The organism is Gordonia zhaorongruii, from assembly GCF_007559005.1.
Classification (GTDB): domain Bacteria; phylum Actinomycetota; class Actinomycetes; order Mycobacteriales; family Mycobacteriaceae; genus Gordonia; species Gordonia zhaorongruii.
In genome coordinates this window covers 2,997,474-3,014,514 of the sequence record NZ_CP041763.1, presented here as the reverse complement: position 1 = coordinate 3,014,514, position 17,041 = coordinate 2,997,474, and the positions used below count along the sequence as shown (strand labels likewise).

Annotated in this window: 17 protein-coding genes; 10 read left to right on the top strand and 7 right to left on the bottom strand. The window is 66.9% G+C overall.

Annotated elements, in window-relative coordinates; translation table 11 throughout:
* Positions 1 to 18 precede the first annotated feature (18 nt).
* Positions 19 to 630: a TetR/AcrR family transcriptional regulator gene (locus tag FO044_RS13955; protein WP_132992461.1), complete on the top strand. Its 612-nt coding sequence runs from the start codon at positions 19 to 21 to the stop codon at positions 628 to 630.
* 149 nt (positions 631 to 779) lie between these two features.
* Here the strand turns inward: FO044_RS13955 and FO044_RS13950 are convergent, their stop codons facing one another.
* Together FO044_RS13950 and FO044_RS13945 are read right to left on the bottom strand one after the other, a co-directional pair.
* A complete protein-coding gene (locus tag FO044_RS13950; protein WP_165943089.1) occupies positions 780 to 1,670 on the bottom strand; it encodes a MaoC/PaaZ C-terminal domain-containing protein in 891 nt (296 codons plus the stop codon).
* On the bottom strand, positions 1,667 to 3,028 hold the full coding sequence (locus FO044_RS13945) for a 3-oxoacyl-ACP reductase (protein ID WP_132992459.1): 1,362 nt from the start codon (positions 3,026 to 3,028) through the stop codon (positions 1,667 to 1,669). Before FO044_RS13945 ends, FO044_RS13950 begins: the two co-directional genes overlap by 4 nt.
* 276 nt (positions 3,029 to 3,304) lie before the next feature.
* On the opposite strand from FO044_RS13945, the gene FO044_RS13940 reads away from it, so the two are divergent.
* From FO044_RS13940 to FO044_RS13925, 4 genes are all read left to right on the top strand, one after another.
* Positions 3,305 to 4,612 carry an acetyl-CoA C-acetyltransferase gene (locus tag FO044_RS13940; RefSeq protein WP_132992458.1) on the top strand — a complete coding sequence of 436 codons (1,308 nt, stop codon included), beginning with the start codon at positions 3,305 to 3,307 and terminating at the stop codon, positions 4,610 to 4,612.
* Between the two features lie 357 nt (positions 4,613 to 4,969).
* Positions 4,970 to 6,628 (top strand): VanW family protein, encoded by a 1,659-nt coding sequence (locus FO044_RS13935; protein WP_132993371.1) that lies wholly within the window; start codon positions 4,970 to 4,972, stop codon positions 6,626 to 6,628.
* Between the two features lie 130 nt (positions 6,629 to 6,758).
* On the top strand, positions 6,759 to 7,535 hold the full coding sequence (locus FO044_RS13930; RefSeq protein ID WP_132992457.1) for an SDR family NAD(P)-dependent oxidoreductase: 777 nt from the start codon (positions 6,759 to 6,761) through the stop codon (positions 7,533 to 7,535).
* A 117-nt stretch (positions 7,536 to 7,652) separates the two neighbouring features.
* The gene (locus FO044_RS13925) at positions 7,653 to 8,177 is read left to right on the top strand and encodes a glycine cleavage system transcriptional repressor (RefSeq protein ID WP_132992456.1); all 525 of its coding nucleotides are present in this window, start codon (positions 7,653 to 7,655) and stop codon (positions 8,175 to 8,177) included.
* Positions 8,178 to 8,281: 104 nt separating this feature from the next.
* Here FO044_RS13925 and FO044_RS13920 read toward each other — a convergent pair whose 3' ends face one another.
* On the bottom strand, positions 8,282 to 9,514 hold the full coding sequence (locus tag FO044_RS13920; protein ID WP_132992455.1) for an MFS transporter: 1,233 nt from the start codon (positions 9,512 to 9,514) through the stop codon (positions 8,282 to 8,284).
* An 85-nt stretch (positions 9,515 to 9,599) separates the two neighbouring features.
* Here FO044_RS13920 and FO044_RS13915 point away from each other — a divergent pair, with 85 nt between their 5' ends.
* Positions 9,600 to 9,917 carry an ArsR/SmtB family transcription factor gene (locus FO044_RS13915; protein WP_132992454.1) on the top strand — a complete coding sequence of 106 codons (318 nt, stop codon included), beginning with the start codon at positions 9,600 to 9,602 and terminating at the stop codon, positions 9,915 to 9,917.
* Positions 9,918 to 10,008: 91 nt separating this feature from the next.
* Here FO044_RS13915 and FO044_RS13910 read toward each other — a convergent pair whose 3' ends face one another.
* The 3 genes from FO044_RS13910 to FO044_RS13900 all read right to left on the bottom strand — a co-directional run bounded on the left by FO044_RS13910 (position 10,009) and on the right by FO044_RS13900 (position 13,675).
* Positions 10,009 to 11,835 (bottom strand): acyl-CoA dehydrogenase, encoded by a 1,827-nt coding sequence (locus tag FO044_RS13910; protein ID WP_132992453.1) that lies wholly within the window; start codon positions 11,833 to 11,835, stop codon positions 10,009 to 10,011.
* A 151-nt stretch (positions 11,836 to 11,986) separates the two neighbouring features.
* On the bottom strand, positions 11,987 to 12,769 hold the full coding sequence (locus FO044_RS13905; RefSeq protein ID WP_132992452.1) for a deoxyribonuclease IV: 783 nt from the start codon (positions 12,767 to 12,769) through the stop codon (positions 11,987 to 11,989).
* Positions 12,770 to 12,808: 39 nt separating this feature from the next.
* Entirely contained in the window at positions 12,809 to 13,675 is an 867-nt protein-coding gene (locus FO044_RS13900) for an acyl-CoA thioesterase domain-containing protein (protein WP_132992451.1), read from the bottom strand.
* A gap of 25 nt (positions 13,676 to 13,700) precedes the next feature.
* On the opposite strand from FO044_RS13900, the gene FO044_RS13895 reads away from it, so the two are divergent.
* Positions 13,701 to 14,465, top strand: coding sequence for an HdeD family acid-resistance protein (locus FO044_RS13895; RefSeq protein WP_132992450.1), 765 nt, complete (start codon positions 13,701 to 13,703; stop codon positions 14,463 to 14,465).
* A 3-nt stretch (positions 14,466 to 14,468) separates the two neighbouring features.
* Here the strand turns inward: FO044_RS13895 and FO044_RS13890 are convergent, their stop codons facing one another.
* Complete coding sequence (locus FO044_RS13890; protein ID WP_132992449.1) at positions 14,469 to 15,062, bottom strand: hypothetical protein; 594 nt, start codon at positions 15,060 to 15,062, stop codon at positions 14,469 to 14,471.
* Between the two features lie 77 nt (positions 15,063 to 15,139).
* On the opposite strand from FO044_RS13890, the gene FO044_RS13885 reads away from it, so the two are divergent.
* From FO044_RS13885 to FO044_RS13875, 3 genes are read left to right on the top strand one after another with little or no spacing between them, the layout of a single operon-like run.
* A complete protein-coding gene (locus tag FO044_RS13885) occupies positions 15,140 to 16,036 on the top strand; it encodes a cation diffusion facilitator family transporter (RefSeq protein WP_132992448.1) in 897 nt (298 codons plus the stop codon).
* Between the two features lie 18 nt (positions 16,037 to 16,054).
* Positions 16,055 to 16,438: a DUF5709 domain-containing protein gene (locus FO044_RS13880; protein ID WP_132992447.1), complete on the top strand. Its 384-nt coding sequence runs from the start codon at positions 16,055 to 16,057 to the stop codon at positions 16,436 to 16,438.
* A 48-nt stretch (positions 16,439 to 16,486) separates the two neighbouring features.
* Positions 16,487 to 17,035 carry a TetR/AcrR family transcriptional regulator gene (locus tag FO044_RS13875; protein ID WP_132992446.1) on the top strand — a complete coding sequence of 183 codons (549 nt, stop codon included), beginning with the start codon at positions 16,487 to 16,489 and terminating at the stop codon, positions 17,033 to 17,035.
* Positions 17,036 to 17,041: the final 6 nt, after the last annotated feature.

Sequence of the window (17,041 nt, the reverse complement as noted above, 5' to 3'; positions counted from 1 at the left end):
CGATGGTAAGTTGAAAGCATGGCGAGCGGGACGAAGCGACTGCCCCGTGCAGTCCGGGAACAGCAGATGTTGGACGCGGCCATCGCCGTGTTCGCCGAGCACGGTTTCTCGGACAGCTCCATGGATGCGATCGCGGCCAAGGCCGGTATCTCCAAACCGATGCTGTATCTGTACTACGGCTCGAAGGACGAGCTCTTCAGTGCCTGCATGTCCCGTGAGTCAGGACGGTTCATGGACGCGATGAGCGCCGGATTCGATCCGGACATGCGGCAGCGGGACCAGGCGCGGACGCTGGTCCGCGAGTTCCTCCGCTACGTTCACGAGCACTCGCAGTCCTGGCGGGTGCTGTACCGCGTGGCGGCCGGCGCCACCGGCTTCACGCACATCGTCGAGGACGCTCGCCGGAGCATCACCGAGATGGTCACGGACCTCATCCGTCGCGGCACCACCGTCGACAGCGCGGGAGACATCGACTTCGAGTTGACCGCCGTCGCCATCGTCGGCGCCGGTGAGGCCGTCGCCGACCGCATCTCTGCGGGTGACGTCGACCTGGAAACGGCCACCGAGCTGCTCCTGGGTATCACCTGGCGTGGCCTTCGCGGTGTCGGATCGGCCATTCCGCCTGAGTGACCCCGCATCACCGACCCCTAGATGTCACGACTGGGGCGTCATGGCCTGGTGCGAGCTGCATACGTGTTGGCGATGCGAGCAGAACTGCCGAGCAATGACAGATGCGCCGCCCGTGAATCACGGGCGGCGCATCTGTCGTCGAGCGGTGGTCAGCCGAGCGGGCGGACCGTTGCCGTCAAGTGCGGGTAGCCCTTGCGGCGGTTCAGGATCGAGACGTCGAAGCCCTCGTTCCCGTCCTTCTGGTTCACGTACTCGTTCACCTTGGCGGGCAGCATGATCGGCTTGCCGAACTTGACCGAGTAGCTGACCGAGCCGGGCAGCTTAGCCTCGATGTTCGCGAGCGCCGTTGCCGCGGACCACATTCCGTGCGCGATGGCGCCGCTGAAGCCGAAGGCCTTGGCGCTCAGGTCGGCCATGTGGATCGGGTTCCGGTCGCCGGACGCCTCCGCGTACTTGCGGATGAGACCGAGGTCGACGGAGATCAGACGGCTCGGCGGTGCCGGGACGGCTTCCTTGGGGGCCGGGCCTCGCTCCTCGCCGGACAGGCTCGTGCGCTGCTGCTTGAGGAACGTCGACGTCTGCACCGCGACGCGCTCGGTGCCCACGAAGAACTCCGAGACCATGTCGATGAGCATGCCCTTGCGGTGCTCGCGCAGGTTCTCCGCATGGGTCTCGATCGTCAGCGACTCGTCGACGCCGATCTCGCGGAAACGCTCGATCGTGTTCTCGACGTGCACTGAGCCGACCGCTCCGAACGGGAACTTCGGATCGACCATGGACGTCATCGCCAGCGGGAACTGGAGCACGAACAGGTAGGTCAGCGGGAGCTGATCACCGTACGGGAGTCCGGTTGCGTGGCAGTACTGCGCGAGACGGCCTCGATCGACCTGGACGTTCTCGATCCGGTAGACGGTGTCGGGAACCACCGCGTCCGGCTCGACGCGCGCAGGCTTGCCCACGACCGGCAGCATGGCGCCGACGGCCTTCGGGTAGATCTCGGCGCTGCCGGGGAGGCTGGTGAGCGTGACAGTGCTCATCAGGCACCCAGCAGGCTCTGGCCGCAGACGCGGACCACGTTGCCGGTGACCGCGTTCGACGCCGGGTTGGCGAAGTAGGCGACGGTCTCGGCGACGTCGACGGTCTGGCCGCCCTGCTGCATCGAGTTCATGCGGCGACCGGCCTCACGCGTGGCCAGCGGGATGGCTGCGGTCATGGCGGTCTCGATGAAGCCCGGTGCGACGGCGTTGATGGTGATGCCCACCTTGGCGAGGACCGGAGCGTAGGCGTCGACCAGCCCGATGACGCCCGCCTTCGAGGTGCCGTAGTTGGTCTGGCCGCGGTTGCCCGCGATGCCCGCGATCGACGAGACGTCGACGACGGCGCCGCCCTTGTTCAGGGCCTTGCGCTCGACGAGCTCGTTGACCAGGGTCTGCGGCGCGATCAGGTTGACGCCGATGACCGAGTCCCAGCGGCCGTCGTCCATGTTGGCGAGCAGCTTGTCGCGGGTGATGCCGGCGTTGTTGACGATGATGTCCAGACCGTTGTGGCGCTCGAGCACGTGCTCGGCGATGCGTGCGCCTGCGTCCGGAGCGGTCACGTCCAGCGGCAGTGCGGTGCCACCGACCTTGTTGGCGGTCTCGCTCAGCGCCTCGCCCGCAGCCGGGATATCGGCGGCGATGACGTGGGCGCCGTCACGGGCCAGGACCTCGGCGATGGTGGCGCCGATGCCGCGGGCGGCACCGCTGACCAGAGCGACCTTGCCTGCGAGCGGCTTGTCCCAGTTCTCGACCGGTGCGCCCTCGGCATCGCCGACGCGGATCACCTGGGCGTCGACGTACGCCGACTTGCCGGAGAGGAGGAAGCGGAGCGTCGACTCGAGACCCGACAGGCCGGTCTTGGCCTTCGGGGAGACGTACACGAGTTGAGCGGTCGCTCCGTTGCGGAGCTCCTTGCCCAGCGAGCGGGTGAAGCCCTCGAGGGCACGCTGCGCGACCTGCTCGTCGGGGTTCTTCGTGAGCTCGGGGGTGGTGCCCAGGACGACGAAGCGTGCCGAGTTCCCGGTGGAGCGCATGATCGGCGTGAAGAACTCGAAGAGCTGGCGCAGCTCGGCCGGGTTGCTGATGCCGGTCGCGTCGAAGACGGCGGCCCCGAGCTTGTCTGCGCCGCGGCCGGTGGTGTTGTTCTCCACCACCTGGTAGTCCGAGCCTGCGGTGAGGATCTCGCGGATCGGCTCGACGAGGCGACCGGAGCCGCCCAACTGCACGGGACCGCCCAGCGGCGCCTTCGACGGCGAGTAGCGGCGCAGGTGCGGCGGCTGGGGAAGACCGAGCTGGCCGGCGATGAAGCCGCCCGGGCCGGAGTTCACGAACGATGAGTAGAGGTCAGTGCTGCCTGCCACGACGGACTCCTTCAATGGGTCGAATACTTTTCGAGTCGGTACCTGTGTGGTGACCGTAAGCGGATGCCGATCAGGTGGGTACCGCTGCGTGATGTGACGTTCGCCGCACAATCTACGGCGTCGTCGCACCATGCTCCGCGGATACAGCCCGGATCACCGTGCTCGCCCCGGTCACCGGGGTCGACAACGAACTTACTCTGGAGTAAGAATGATGACAAGAAACGGTCCCAACAGGCAGGGCTCTCCGGCGCTGCCGCTTTCACACAGGAGATCCCAGTGGCCTCGTACACGCCCCGTAAGCCCGAACCGCGCAAGCCGCGTCCGGTCGCCATCCTCGGCGGAAACCGCATCCCGTTCGCTCGTCAGGATCGCGGCTACGCGACCGTGAGCAACCAGGAGATGTTCACCGCGGCGCTCGAAGGCCTCGTCAGCCGCTTCAACCTGCAGGGCGAGCGGCTCGGCATGGTCGCGGGCGGCGCAGTCCTCAAGCACTCGCGCGACTTCAACCTCATCCGCGAGTCGGTTCTCGGGTCGAGCCTGTCGGCGTACACCCCGGCATTCGACCTCCAGCAGGCGTGCGGCACCGGACTGCAGGCAATCGCGGCCGTGTCCGACGGCATCGCGAACGGCCGTTACGACGTCGCCGTCGGCGGTGGCGTGGACACCACGTCGGACGCCCCGATCGCCGTCTCCGACGACCTTCGTCGTCAGCTCCTCGAGGTCAACCGGGCCAAGAGCACCGCTGACCGCATCAAGGCCGCTCTCGGGCTCGCACCCAAGCTCGGCATCGAGATCCCGCAGAACGGCGAGCCCCGCACCGGTATGTCGATGGGCGATCACGCCGCCATCACCGCCAAGGAATTCGGGATCAAGCGCGCCGATCAGGACGAGCTCGCGGCAGCCAGCCATCAGAAGATGGGTGCGGCGTACGACCGCGGCTTCTTCGACGACCTGGTCACACCGTTCAACGGCCTCACCCGTGATGAGAACCTGCGTCCCAACTCCTCGGTGGAGAAGCTCGGCACGCTCAAGCCGGTCTTCGGCGTGAGCCTGGGTGACGCGACGATGACCGCGGGCAACTCGACCCCGCTCACCGACGGTGCGTCGACCGTGCTGCTCGCCAGCGACGAGTACGCCGCCGAGAAGAAGCTTCCGGTGCTGGCCTACCTGGTCGACACCGAGACGGCTGCAGTCGACTACGTGAACGGCCCCGACGGGCTGCTGATGGCGCCGACCTACGCGATCCCGCGCCTGCTGGAGCGCAACGGCCTCTCCCTCCAGGACTTCGACTTCTACGAGATCCATGAGGCATTCGCCTCGGTGGTGCTGAGCACTCTCGCCGCATTCGAGTCGGACGAGTACTGCCGTGAGCGTCTCGGCCTCGACAAGGCGCTCGGCTCCATCGACCGCAGCAAGCTGAACGTGAACGGTTCGTCGCTGGCGGCGGGCCACCCGTTCGCCGCGACCGGCGGCCGGATCATCGCGCAGGCCGCGAAGCAGATCAAGGAGAACGGCGGGGGCCGCGCCCTCGTCTCGATCTGCGCTGCCGGTGGCCAGGGCGTCACGGCGATCGTCGAAGGCTGATCTTCCAGTCGGTGCCATCCGCATGTGCGCGGGTGGTGATTCGCTGACGTTCCCCGGCCCGGGTGCTCCCCGGGGCCGGGGAACGCGCGTATTCCGGCCCGACAGGGGAGCTCGGACCTGTGCGCGAGTCGCGGTAATACCGCCTCTCACCAGCAATTTCACGGGTCATTCCGGTTGCCGTGAACAGAGTGGAAAAATTCCCTCGCGGCATGTGTAACGTCGCCAGCGGGGGAACCTATAAACCAGGTAGCTCCGGCTGAACCGCCAGACCCCCGACCCGGCGGTTCAGCCGGAGTCTTTTCTATTGCATATGATCAACCTGCTGTGACCAGAAAACGTGAGCGCCGGATGGGCGCAATGGGCTGGATCGTGCGAGGAGTGCTCGCCGCGGTCATGCTCGCAGCGATGGCCTTCGCCGTCGATTACGCCGTGGGATACGGCAAGACCGCCCACGGTGTCCGGATCGCCGAGTTCGAGCTGGGTAACCTGACCGACGCTCAGGCGCGCCACGAACTGTCCAAACTGTCGGTCGTCTCCCATGGCCGGATCACGCTGCGCACCTCGTCCGGAACCGCGAAGATCGATCCTGCGGAGCTCGGCGCCAGATTCGACGTCGACGCCACCATGGAGCGACTCAAAGAACAGCCGAAGAACCCGGTCACGCGATTGGCCGGGATGCTGGGGATCAAGCGCGATGTCGCGCCTGTCGTTCGCATCGACCGCAGTTCCTTCGACGAGGCGCTGGACGACGAGAAGAAGACCCTGGAGAAGGCTGCCGTCGAAGGCGGCGTGCACTTCCGGGGCACGGAAGCCGTCGGTGACTTCCCCAAGAAGGGCATGCGAGTGGACCGCGACAAGGCGCGCGTCGCCGTCGAGGACAACTGGCTCGCCGGTGGCCCGATCGATCTGGCGATGGAGCCCTTCGCGCCGTCGGTGTCCCATGAGGTCGTGCAGCAGACACTGGACGGCGATGCGCAGAACGTCACGGCGTCGGCGCTCACGCTCGACGGTCGCGGTGATGACCTGCGGGTGTCGCCTCACGATCTGGGCCGACTGGTCTCGTACGTCCCCGACGGCAAGGGCGGGCTGAAGCCGCACGTGAAGTCGAAGGAGGCGAAGAAGGTTCTCGGTGACCGCACGGCGCCGACGGAGTCGGAGCCGGTGAATGCGACCTTCGAGTTCTCGGGAGGCTCCCCGACGGTGGTGCCCGCGCAGGTCGGCGCCCGCGTCGACTGGAAGAAGGCGGCGGAGCTGATCGCCGAGACCGCGCCGAGAGACGGCGAGCGGACCGGCAAGCTGCCGTACACGCTCAAGCGACCCGAGGTCACCACCAAGCGGGCGCACCAGCTCGGCGTGAAGGAAGTCGTCTCGGAGTTCACCACCGGCGACTTCAGCGGACCGTCGGGAACCAACATCCGGATCGTCGCCGATACGGTCGACGGCGCGGTCGTCCTGCCGGGGGAGACGTTCTCGCTGAACGGTTACACCGGTCACCGCGGTACTCCGCAGGGGTACGTCGACTCCGGAATCATCGACCACGGACGCCCCGCCAAAGCGGTGGGCGGCGGTATCTCGCAGTTCGCCACCACGCTCTACAACGCCGCGTACTTCGCCGGCCTCGAGGACGTCGACCACACCGAGCACAACTACTACATCTCGCGGTACCCGGAGGCGAGGGAGGCGACGGTGTTCGAGGGAGCCATCGACCTGGCCTTCCGGAACAACACCGATTACGGCGTCTACATCGAGACCCTGTGGTCGCCGTCGAGCGTCACGGTCCGGATGTGGAGCACCAAGACGCGCGATGTGGAGTCGGTGACCGGATCGCGGAGCAACCAGACCCAGCCCGAGAAGATGACACTGCCCGAAGGCGACAACTGCGTGCCGAGCAGCGGTGGCCCGGGCTTCACGTCGTCCGACACCCGGATCATCTCCGATCACCGCACGGGAGCCGAGATCTCGCGTCACACCCGCAATGTCGAATACGATCCGCAACCGGTGGTCAACTGCAAATGAGCGAAGCCGGCGTACCGATGCCCATTCGCATCCGGCAGGCCGAGCACGCTCCCACCGTGTGGGAAAGTTCACTAGAACGTGTTCCACCCGGGTCTGTGGTCGCCGTCACCGAGCAGCTAAGCTCTCGAACATGGAACTCACTGGAGCAAGTGCAATCGTTACCGGCGGCGCATCGGGCATCGGTGCGGCGACGGCCCGTCGGCTCGCCAAGCGCGGCGCCAAGGTCGTCGTAGCCGACCTCAAGGAAGACGACGGCCAGGCACTGGCGTCGGAGATCGGCGGCGCGTTCGTCAAGGTCGACGTCACCAGCACCGAGGAGATCGAGGCGGCCATCGCCAAGGCCGTCGAACTCGGCCCGCTGAAGGCCCTGGTCAACTCCGCCGGCATCGGCTGGGCGCAGCGCACGATCGGCCGCGACGGCGAATTCTCGTCGGCGCACGATCTGGATCTGTACAAGAAGGTCATCTCGATCAACCTGATCGGCACCTTCGACGCGGTGCGGCTCGCAGCGACTGCGATGAGCCGCAACGAGCCGGACGAGAACGGGGGACGTGGCGCGATCGTGAACCTCGCGTCGGTCGCGGCGTTCGACGGTCAGATCGGCCAGGCCGCGTACTCGTCGTCCAAGGGCGGTGTGGTCGGCATGACCCTGCCGGTGGCGCGTGACCTGTCGGCGGTCGGAGTCCGCGTCAACTGCATCGCACCGGGCCTGATCGATACGCCGATCTACGGCACCGGCCCGGAGTCGGAGGCGTTCAAGGCGAAGCTCGGCGAGAGCGTCCTGTTCCCGAAGCGACTCGGTGTGCCGGACGAACTGGCATCGATGGCCGAGGAGCTCGTCACCAACTCGTACATGAACGCCGAGGTGATCCGAGTGGACGGCGGCATCCGGATGCCACCGAAGTAGCTCCGCAAGCGCGACGAGAATCTCCGACGACGGACCCCGCGGTACTGGCGGGGTCCGTCGTTCTCGTTCTGTGCGGAGGTCGTGCAGGGAGCGGTTCTGCCCGGATACGCTGACCGCATGCGGAATCTGGTGCTGTCGGTAATCGGCGACGATCGTCCGGGGCTCGTGTCGGCGCTGGCCGATGCGGTCGCCCAACAGGGTGGCAATTGGGAGCGAAGCCAGCTGGCGCACCTGGCCGGGAAATTCGCCGGGATCGTCGTCGTCGCGGTGTCGGCCGACCGCGCGGACGGTCTGATCGGTGCAGTCACCGGCCTGGACGGACTGCTGGAGGTGGCGGTCCACTCCGGTGACACCGCGACGCCGCGCGAGGACACGTGGACGCCGATCACGATCGGGGTGCTGGGCAACGACCGAGCCGGCATCGTCCACGAGCTGTCGACGGCACTGAGTGCGAGCGGTGTGTCCATCGAGAAGATGACGACCGGTGTTCGGGAGGCCCCGATGGCCGGGGGCATGCTGTTCGAAGCCGAGCTGGACGTCTGGGTCCCGCCGGGCGCGGACACCACGGGCATCCGCGACGAGCTCGAGCGGATCGCGGCCGAGCTGCTGGTCGAGATCGATGTGGAGACGCGCGCCGACTAGCGACGCAGACCGGTCGTCACGCACCGGCTCGCCGCAGGGTGCGCTGTGGACGGCGAAGTGACTCGGGACATCCCGCTGACTGCGCCGACGCCTCGTGACTGGTGTCAGAGACCGACGGGAGTCTCGACGACGGGCCGCCGCCCACCGCGATAGCCGAGTATCGCGGCCACCAGGCAGGCGAGTGCGACGGCGGAGACGAACCACGGGAAGATCTTCTCGGTGCCGAACTGCGACGAGAGTGCGCCGGCGACGACCGTCGGGATTCCGATGGCGAGGTACCCGAGGAGGTAGTACGCGCTCATCACGCGCCCGCGGGCGTTGGCCGGAGCGACTTCGCCGAGATGGCGCAACGAGCCGCCGAAGGCGAGTCCGAATGCGCCGCCCAGGACCACGGTGTCGATCATTATCGCTGCGGTGGAGCCGCTGTTGAGGGCCCAGATCGCACCGAGCAGGGAGATGACCATCCCGACGTCGCCGACGATCGCGGCGTTCCGTGGTGTGAGGAGGACTCCGGCGCGCTGGGTGATCGCCGATGCGCCCGCCATCACCGAGACGACGATGCCGACGAAGAAGATCGACGTGTGACCGGTGGCCTTCTGAGTCAGCGCCGGGTAGAGGCTCAGGAAGACTCCGAGAGTCGACCAGGTGGTGAGGATGCCCATGCCGGAGAACCAGAAGTCGGCGCGGATCGCGGCGGGCACAGACGGCCGCTGAAGCCGGATCCGGCCGCCGGTCCGTTCGGCGTGCGGTTCGACGAGGACGATGACGGCCGCGAGCAGGACGAGGATCACGACACCGATCACGACGTACGGCGTGCGCAGTGGACTCGGTCCCCATTGCGCTGCCGCCGCCGACGCGGTGACGGTGACGGTGATGCCCAGGTTGAGCGCGACGCCGCTGAGCATGCCGTTGCGCGAGCCGTCGAACGGGCGGACGTCGAGCAGGGCGGCGCCGGAGACGACGGTGATGGCGCCGATCGCGCCGCCGTGGAGGAGTCTCGCGACCATGAGATGCCAAGTGGTGTCGGCCACCAGGAACACGACGAGACCGGCCAGGATCGAGACCAGCGCGAGGATCAACAGGGGCTTCCGGCCGATGGCGTCCGATATCGGGCCGACGGTGAGCGCAGAGGTGAGTGCACCGACGGCGTAGACCGCGAACACGGCGGTGATCGAGAGCGGGCTCAGCCCCCATTCGGACTGGTAGATCGGGTACAGCGGAGACGGGAGAGCCGAGACGCCGAGTGCCAGTGCGAGGAGTACCAGCAATAGTCCGAACGACCACCGTTGCGGGTGCGTGGTCCGCGACCGGTCCAGGTCGGTGGCGGCAGTGGTCATGAGGTCCTCAGGTATGTTTGATGGTGATCGAACCGCTTCAGGCTATCCGACTGTTCGATCACCATCAAACTAGCAACGGGAAGACATGACGGACACTCATGCAGACCTCGGTCAGGCCGGCGTCGCCGACCTGCATACCGTGCTGACTGCGCTCGCCGATCCAGTACGGCTGGAGATGGCGCGGCGCCTGTACAACGCCGACGACCTGCTGGCATGCGTGCAGTTGTACGACACCATCACCAAGGCGACCGCGAGTCACCACTTCCGGATCCTGCGCGAAGCGGGTCTCATCGAGCGCATCCCGTCAGGTCAGGCCGTGCATTTCGCACTCCGGAGACCCGACGTCGAGGCGGCGTACCCGGGGCTGCTAGGCGCCGTGCTTGCGGCGGCCAACGCGCGCTAGCCGCAGCCTTCGCTCACGCGATCAGCGACGAAAGAGCCCCGCCGGCGATGCCGGCGGGGCTCTCTACTTCAGATCGGCTGGTGAGGACCGATCAGAAAGCGGCTTCGTCCAGCTCCATGAGCTCGTTGTCGACGTTGTTCTCCACGATGTGGCGGGTCGAGGTGAGCTGCGGGAGCATGTTCTTCGCGAAGAAGCGGCCGGTTGCGACCTTGCCCTCGTAGAACGCCTTGTCGTCGCCCGACGCACCGCCGTCGAGTGCGACCTGGGCAACGCTCGCCTGGCGCAGCAGCAGCCAGCCGATGAGCAGGTCGCCGACCGACATCAGGAAACGGACCGATGCGGTGCCGACCAGGTAGAGGTTCTTCGGGTCTTCCTGGGCGCCCATCAGCCAGCCGGTGAGCTTGGCCGCCATGGCCTGCACGTCGTCGAGAGCGGTCTTGAGCAGGGCGCGCTCGTCGGCGAAGCCCTCACCGTTGTCGATGAAGTCCTGCACCTGTCCGGCGACGTGGGCCAGCGCCTGGCCCTTGTCGCGGATGATCTTGCGGAAGAAGAAGTCCTGCGCCTGGATGGCGGTGGTGCCCTCGTACAGCGAGTCGATCTTCGAGTCGCGGATGTACTGCTCGATCGGGTAGTCCTTCAGGAATCCCGAGCCGCCGAGGGTCTGCAGCGATTCAGTGAGCTTCTCGTAGGCACGCTCGGAGCCGACGCCCTTGACGATCGGAAGCAGCAGGTCGTTCACTTTGTGCGCGGTCTCGGCGTCGGCACCGGAGACGATCTCCGCCGAAACCGGGTCCTGGTGCGATGCGGTGTACATGTAGATCGCGCGCAGACCCTCGGCGTACGCCTTCTGGGTCAGCAGCGCGCGACGCACATCCGGGTGATGCGTGATGGACACGCGCGGGGCAGCTTTGTCGGTCATCTGCGTCAGGTCGGCGCCCTGGACGCGCTCCTTGGCGTACTCGAGCGCGTTCAGGTAACCCGTCGACAGCGTCGAGATGGCCTTGGTGCCGACCATCATGCGAGCGTGCTCGATGACGTCGAACATCTGGGCGATGCCCGAGTGGACCTCGCCGACCAGCCAGCCCTTGGCGGGGGTTCCGTGCTGACCGAAGGTGAGCTCGCACGTCGCGGACGCCTTGATGCCCATCTTGTCTTCGACGTTGGTGACGTAGACGCCGTTGCGGTCGCCCAGCTCACCGGTCTCGCCGTCGAAGTGGAACTTCGGCACGAAGAACAGCGACAGGCCCTTGGTGCCCGGTCCGGCGCCCTCCGGGCGTGCCAGCACGAGGTGGAAGATGTTCTCGGTCATGTCCTGATCGGCCGAGGTGATGAAGCGCTTCACTCCGTCGATGTGCCAGGAGCCGTCTTCCTGGAGGGTGGCCTTGGTGCGGCCGGCGCCCACATCCGAGCCGGCGTCCGGCTCGGTGAGGACCATGGTTGCGCCCCACTCGCGCTCCGCGCAGATGGTGGCCCACTTCTTCTGCTCATCGGTGGCGTTGTCGTAGAAGATGTTCGAGAAGCCCGAACCCGCCGCGTACATGAAGACCGGCGGGTTGGCGCCGAGCACCATCTCGCCGAGCGCCCAGTACAGCGAACGGGGTGCCGGCATGCCGCCGAGCTCCTCGTCGACGCCGACCTTGTCCCACCCGGCGTCGATGAACGCCTTGTACGACTTGGCGAAGCCCTCCGGCATGGTGACCGAGTGGTCGTCGGGGTTGAACACCGGCGGGTTGCGGTCGGCTTCGGTGAACGATTCCGCGATCGGACCCTCGGCGAGAGTCCTGACCTCGCGGAGCATGTCGACGGCGGTCTCGTGGTCGAGGTCGCCGAACTGTCCCGACTCGAGCACCTTGTCGAGCTGGAACATCTCGAACAGATTGAAGTGCAGGTCGCGCAGATTGGACTTGTAATGGCCCATGGTTCTTCCTAACCGATAAGTGGGGGAGGGTCGCTGCCCGGCGATGTTACTGGCCGGTAACTATTGACAGGATAACTCTCGACGTTCGGCGGAACAACCGAGGATGAGTGTGGCCCCGCTAACAATTGCAAGCGCATGTAACCGAAGTCGTTCAGACGTCGCCTCTCGCGGTGCTGCGAAGGTATTCGAGGTCGGCCGCCACACCGTCTGCCGGCGTCTCCAGGACGCCGGGGGCATCCGCGGTGCGCATCAGTTCCGCGAGGACGTCCGGATCGATGTGGCCGGACTCGATGTTGGCGTGCCGGTCGCGCCCCGAGTCGAATTCGTCGCGCGAATTGTTCAGGTGGACCAGGTCGATCCGGCCGGTGATCGCCTTGATGCGGTCGGCGAGGCCGACGAGATCCTCGCCGCCGGCCCAGGCATGGCACGTATCGAGGCAGAAACCGGCCTCCGGGAAATCGCCGACGGCGTCCCACAGTCGCTCGATGGACTCGAGGGTGCGGGCCATCGCGTGGCTGCCGCCCGCGGTGTTCTCGATCAGTATCGGTACGCCGAATCCGCCCTTGTCGGCCTGGCGATCGAACAGCTTGCGCCAGTTGTCGAAGCCCTTCGCGGGGTCCTCGCCGTCTCGAAGATGTCCGCCGTGGACGACGAGGCCGATCGCGCCGAGTTCCTTCGCCGCGGCCGCCTGCTGCTCGACGGCCTTCCGCGACGGCATCCGCAGCCGGTTGTTCAGGCTCGCGACGTTGATCTGATAGCTCGAATGCACGACCACGTCGATCGGCGAATCGCGGATCTGTGCGGCGTGCGGGTGCGTTTCGGGTTTGGCCCATCCCTGGGGGTCGGTGACGAACATCTGGAAGATGTCGATACCGAGGTCGTTCGCGGTCGCGACGGGGTTCTCGTCCTGGCGAAGGTGTGCTCCGATGCGCATACGTCAACGATAGGCGAGAAACCGGGCAGGTGGTCGTCGTCAGACGTTACGGTCGTCGCCCGGGAATTCGGTGCCGAGCGCCTTCGCGATGGGCGGCACGACCGAGTTGAAATCGATCATGGCGCGGCTGTTGTCGATCGCGGTCACCAGGCCGATTCCGTATTGCCCCTGCTCGTCGAAGAGAGCGGCGGTGCCGGTCGAGACGCCGTCGTTCTCCAGGTGCGCATCCGATTCGACGCCGAGTCGGTCGCCGACTGGGAGGCGGCTGAGAGCGACGGTCAGGTCGCAGTTGATGAACCCGATGCCACCCTCACCCCAGTTGGTGCACAGGCTGGTGCCCTCCGCGGAGATGACGGCCCGCTGGAACGGAGTCAGCGCGTCGTTGGGCACCACCCGGAGCGGGTGGCTCCACAGGCGCCTGCGCCGGGCGTTCTGATAGTCGGCCATGTCGGGGCCCCAGCCCTGAACATCGTCGTGGAACCGGGTGTGCAGGTCGGAGGCATCGACCGTGGGGACATCGCGCTGCTCGTCGGGGCGCGACCATCGGGCTCCCGGCGGATTGTCACCCTGCTTCAGGAATACTGTGTTCCCCTGCGCGACGACCACACCCGTCTCATCGCCTGCCTCATGCTGGCGGACAGTCGTCTGCACGACGCGGATCCGGCGGCCGTCGCGCAGCACCTCGGTGCGCAAGCTCGTCGGCAGACTCCGTGCGTTCTTGAACAGCTCCAGGGTGAACCGGGTCGGAAGCCAGCCCTCCCTGCTGTTCTCGCGTTCGGCGGCGTACGCGGCCGCACCGCACACGGCCGGGCCGTTCAACGAGTCGGGACCCCACAGACTGTGGGCCATCGGAGTCGGTTGGAGGCGACCCGATTCCCCCGGCACGAAGAAGGAGTGCTGTGACATGTCACTGGACGTTACGCTTTCGGGCATGACAGTTCATCGCGCCCCATCAGCCCTGCCCGACGACGCAGTGAACGCCGTGCGTTCGATGCTGGTCGCGTCGTCGGTCGTCGGCATCGTGCTCGGTGTCATCGCCCTCGCCTGGCCCGACGTGACTCTCGCGGTGGTCGCGGTCCTGTTCGGTGCATCGCTGGTCGTCGTCGGCCTGTTCCGGCTGTTCCTCGCCTTCGCGACGACGGCGGCTCCGTTCGTGCTTCGCATGGTCCTCGCGGGCCTGGGAGTCGTCGTGCTGGCAGCCGGCGTGCTGGCCGTGCTGAATCCGGTGGAATCGTTGACTCTGCTGGGTGTGGTCATCGGTGTCGGCTGGATCTTCGCCGGCATACAGGATCTGTTCGGGGCGCGATTGAACGTCGCCGTCGTTCCGCGGTGGCTGGTGATCATCGGCGGCGTCGTGTCGATCGGCGCGGGCATCGCGATGATCGTGCTCCCCGCGATCTGGACGTTGTCGACCATCCTGTGGATTCTCGCCGTCTTGCTGATCGCCACCAGCATCGCAACCCTGCTGACGCTGCCGCGTCAGCAGGTGCGAAAGGAATCCAAGCTGCGGAAGCGGAAGGCGACGAAGGCGAAAGCGGCGGCTGCAGACGACGCGGACACCCTCGACGCCGACGACGCTGTCGGCACCACCGGCGGCGCCACTGCTCATGACAGTGTCGGCGACGCCGACGATGCAACAGGCGCCGATCAGGGAACCGGCGCTGCCGGGGCAGACGGCGCGGCCGGCGAACGCTGACCGCTACCGGGCGCTGACTGCTGTCGACTCGCTGTCCCGAGGCGCCAGACCGGCCGCCATGGCCGAGGCTCGTGCGTCGTGATCGGCGTCGAGCCGGTCGCGCCAGGCGACCAATGCGTCCACGAGCTCGGGCGGATGTGCCAGCGTGACCCCGTCGATCAGGCCGGATCGGGCCAGGCCCGCGGAGTCGACATCCTGGGACGCCGCTGCACCGAGAAGCAGGTCGGCACCCACCGGATCGGACACCCACACCGCGTCGGCGGTCGTCACGCAGAGTGCGGCTACCCCGTCGTCGCGATTCAGGTGCGCCAGCGCCCACCCCCAGTGCCGTGCGACGTCGACGGTGTGATCGCCTCCGCGGCCGTGGGTGCGAACGTATCTGCTGTGCAGTTCGCTGCACAGCAGATCCGAGTCGGTCCAGAGGCGCAGACGCGACATGCAGCGGACGCAGTCGTGAAGGGCGGCAAGGTACTTCACCGAGTACGGTCCTTCGCGGCGTGAGCGGATCTCGCGGAGTACCGAATAGTCTGCGAGCGCGCGAGCGAAGTCCCCGGCGGCGTACAGCGCCCGGGCCTGGGAGTTCAACTCGTCGAGCATGCCTCCATCGTGCCCGGTTACCCATCGGTCCGTGCCCGAATCCGACTCGGGAGACACTTCGGTGCCAGAATCGGAGGATGTCGGGGACCCGGGATCTGAGTAGATGGGCGCTGCTGAGTATCGCTGCTGCCGTCGCCACGATCGCATTGAAGACCGGGGCCTGGCTGGTCACCGATTCGGTGGGCCTGCTGTCCGACGCCGCGGAGTCGGTCGTCAATCTGGTCGCCGCGGTCGGCGCCTTCATCGCGCTCAAGATCGCCGCACGACCCTCCGACGACGACCACAACTTCGGTCACACGAAGAGCGAGTACTTCTCGGCAGTCGGCGAGGGAGCGATGATCGTCGTCGCGGCCGGGTTCATCATCTACTCGGCGGTCGATCGGTTGGTGCACCCGGCCGAGATCGAATCGGTGGGCATCGGACTGGGGATATCCGTGGTCGCGAGCGTCATCAACGGACTCGTCGCCTGGAAGCTGATGTCCGTCGGACGGGCGCAGCGCGCGGTCTCCCTGGAAGCGGACGGTAAGCACCTGCTCACCGACGTGTGGACGACGGCCGGCGTGATCGTCGGTGTCGCACTCGTCGGACTGACCGGCTGGCTGATGCTCGACGCACTGGTCGCCATCGCGGTCGCGCTCAACATCATCTTCGTCGGGTGGCGGCTGGTGCGGGACTCGACGATGGGGCTGATGGACACGGTCATCCCCGAAGAGGAGCGCGCCGCGATCGGCTCGGTGCTCGACGGGTTCCGCTCAGACGGTGTCGACTTCCATGACGTCCGGACGCGGGAGGCCGGACATCAGCGGTACGTGCAATTGCACATGCTGGTGCCCGGAGAGTGGTCGGTGCAACGCGGTCATGACCTCGTCGAAGCGGTCGAAGCCGAGTTGAATGCGGCCGTCGTCGACCTGCGTCCGACGATCCACCTGGAACCGATCGATGATCCGCGCAGCTACGAACCATGGCGCCGCTGATCGGCCTACGCTGAAATCATGAGTGCTCGGGACGATGGGAACGACGACTACGACCTCGACGACAGCAACCAGCTGCAGCCGGAGGACACTCTGGACGACTCCGAGGTCGGCGACATCCTCGACCGCGGCTACTCGCCGCCCGAGTACCAGCCGGCGACGCACGAGCACGAGTCACTCGGCGGGCGGCTGACCGAGGAAGAGCCCGACATCGCGGCCGACGGCGCCGAGCGCGACCCGGACTTCCCGGAAGCTGCGGAATCCGGATCATCTCGGGCAGGCCGGCTGATCGCCCCGGACGAGGGGGCAGGTCAGGACATCGACTCCGAGCTCGTCGGACGGGACGCGGGCATCGACGGCGCTGGCGCCACCGCCGAGGAGGCCGCCATCCACATCATCGAGTAAAGACGGTCTCCGCGCGGCCCGGCGAACGGCGTTCGATACCTTCTCACCATGGACCGTGACCGGATGCTCGAAGTCGGCGTCGCGCTGGTGTCCCGTTTCGGTGCGAAGGCGCTGAGTCTGACATCGGTTGCCCGGCAGGCCGGCGTCGCGCGGGCGACCGCCTATCGGATGTTCGGCGGGCGCGACGCTCTCGTCGAGGCTCTCGTCGCCCACGAGCTGGACCTGCTGCGACAGAACCTGCGCGAATGGGGCGTCGACGAGCCCGACATCGCGGCCAAGCTCCGCACGCGAACGCTGCGGTCGCTCGAGTACATCCGGCAGCATCAGGCGATCCAGTACGTCCTTCGCAACGAGCCGGAGGAGATCGTCCGGGCACTCGTCACGACCACGGAATCGTCCGGGCCCACGCTCGTCGACATGGTCGTCGACGTCAGCCTCGCCGATCTCGACGACTCCGAGACCGCGAGCCTGTCGCCTGATCCGCGGGTGGCGATGGAGTTCGTCGTGCGCGCCGCCTACTCGTATCTCCTCGTTCCGGACGGCGCCATGACAGACGATCAGTTCGCCGACCTGGTGGTGCGTGCCGTCGTTCGCTGACGGGTG

What these genes read in the sequence shown, in the direction of transcription:
- FO044_RS13890 (WP_132992449.1), bottom strand. Translation starts at nt 15,062, where the DNA reads ATGCTCGACGAGTTGAACTCCCAGGCCCGGGCGCTGTACGCCGCCGGG.
- FO044_RS13875 (WP_132992446.1), top strand. Translation starts at nt 16,487, where the DNA reads ATGGACCGTGACCGGATGCTCGAAGTCGGCGTCGCGCTGGTGTCCCGT.
- FO044_RS13920 (WP_132992455.1), bottom strand. Translation starts at nt 9,514, where the DNA reads ATGACCACTGCCGCCACCGACCTGGACCGGTCGCGGACCACGCACCCG.
- FO044_RS13880 (WP_132992447.1), top strand. Translation starts at nt 16,055, where the DNA reads ATGAGTGCTCGGGACGATGGGAACGACGACTACGACCTCGACGACAGC.
- FO044_RS13900 (WP_132992451.1), bottom strand. Translation starts at nt 13,675, where the DNA reads ATGTCACAGCACTCCTTCTTCGTGCCGGGGGAATCGGGTCGCCTCCAA.
- FO044_RS13885 (WP_132992448.1), top strand. Translation starts at nt 15,140, where the DNA reads ATGTCGGGGACCCGGGATCTGAGTAGATGGGCGCTGCTGAGTATCGCT.
- FO044_RS13930 (WP_132992457.1), top strand. Translation starts at nt 6,759, where the DNA reads ATGGAACTCACTGGAGCAAGTGCAATCGTTACCGGCGGCGCATCGGGC.
- FO044_RS13915 (WP_132992454.1), top strand. Translation starts at nt 9,600, where the DNA reads ATGACGGACACTCATGCAGACCTCGGTCAGGCCGGCGTCGCCGACCTG.
- FO044_RS13910 (WP_132992453.1), bottom strand. Translation starts at nt 11,835, where the DNA reads ATGGGCCATTACAAGTCCAATCTGCGCGACCTGCACTTCAATCTGTTC.
- FO044_RS13925 (WP_132992456.1), top strand. Translation starts at nt 7,653, where the DNA reads ATGCGGAATCTGGTGCTGTCGGTAATCGGCGACGATCGTCCGGGGCTC.
- FO044_RS13955 (WP_132992461.1), top strand. Translation starts at nt 19, where the DNA reads ATGGCGAGCGGGACGAAGCGACTGCCCCGTGCAGTCCGGGAACAGCAG.
- FO044_RS13935 (WP_132993371.1), top strand. Translation starts at nt 4,970, where the DNA reads ATGGGCTGGATCGTGCGAGGAGTGCTCGCCGCGGTCATGCTCGCAGCG.
- FO044_RS13905 (WP_132992452.1), bottom strand. Translation starts at nt 12,769, where the DNA reads ATGCGCATCGGAGCACACCTTCGCCAGGACGAGAACCCCGTCGCGACC.
- FO044_RS13895 (WP_132992450.1), top strand. Translation starts at nt 13,701, where the DNA reads ATGACAGTTCATCGCGCCCCATCAGCCCTGCCCGACGACGCAGTGAAC.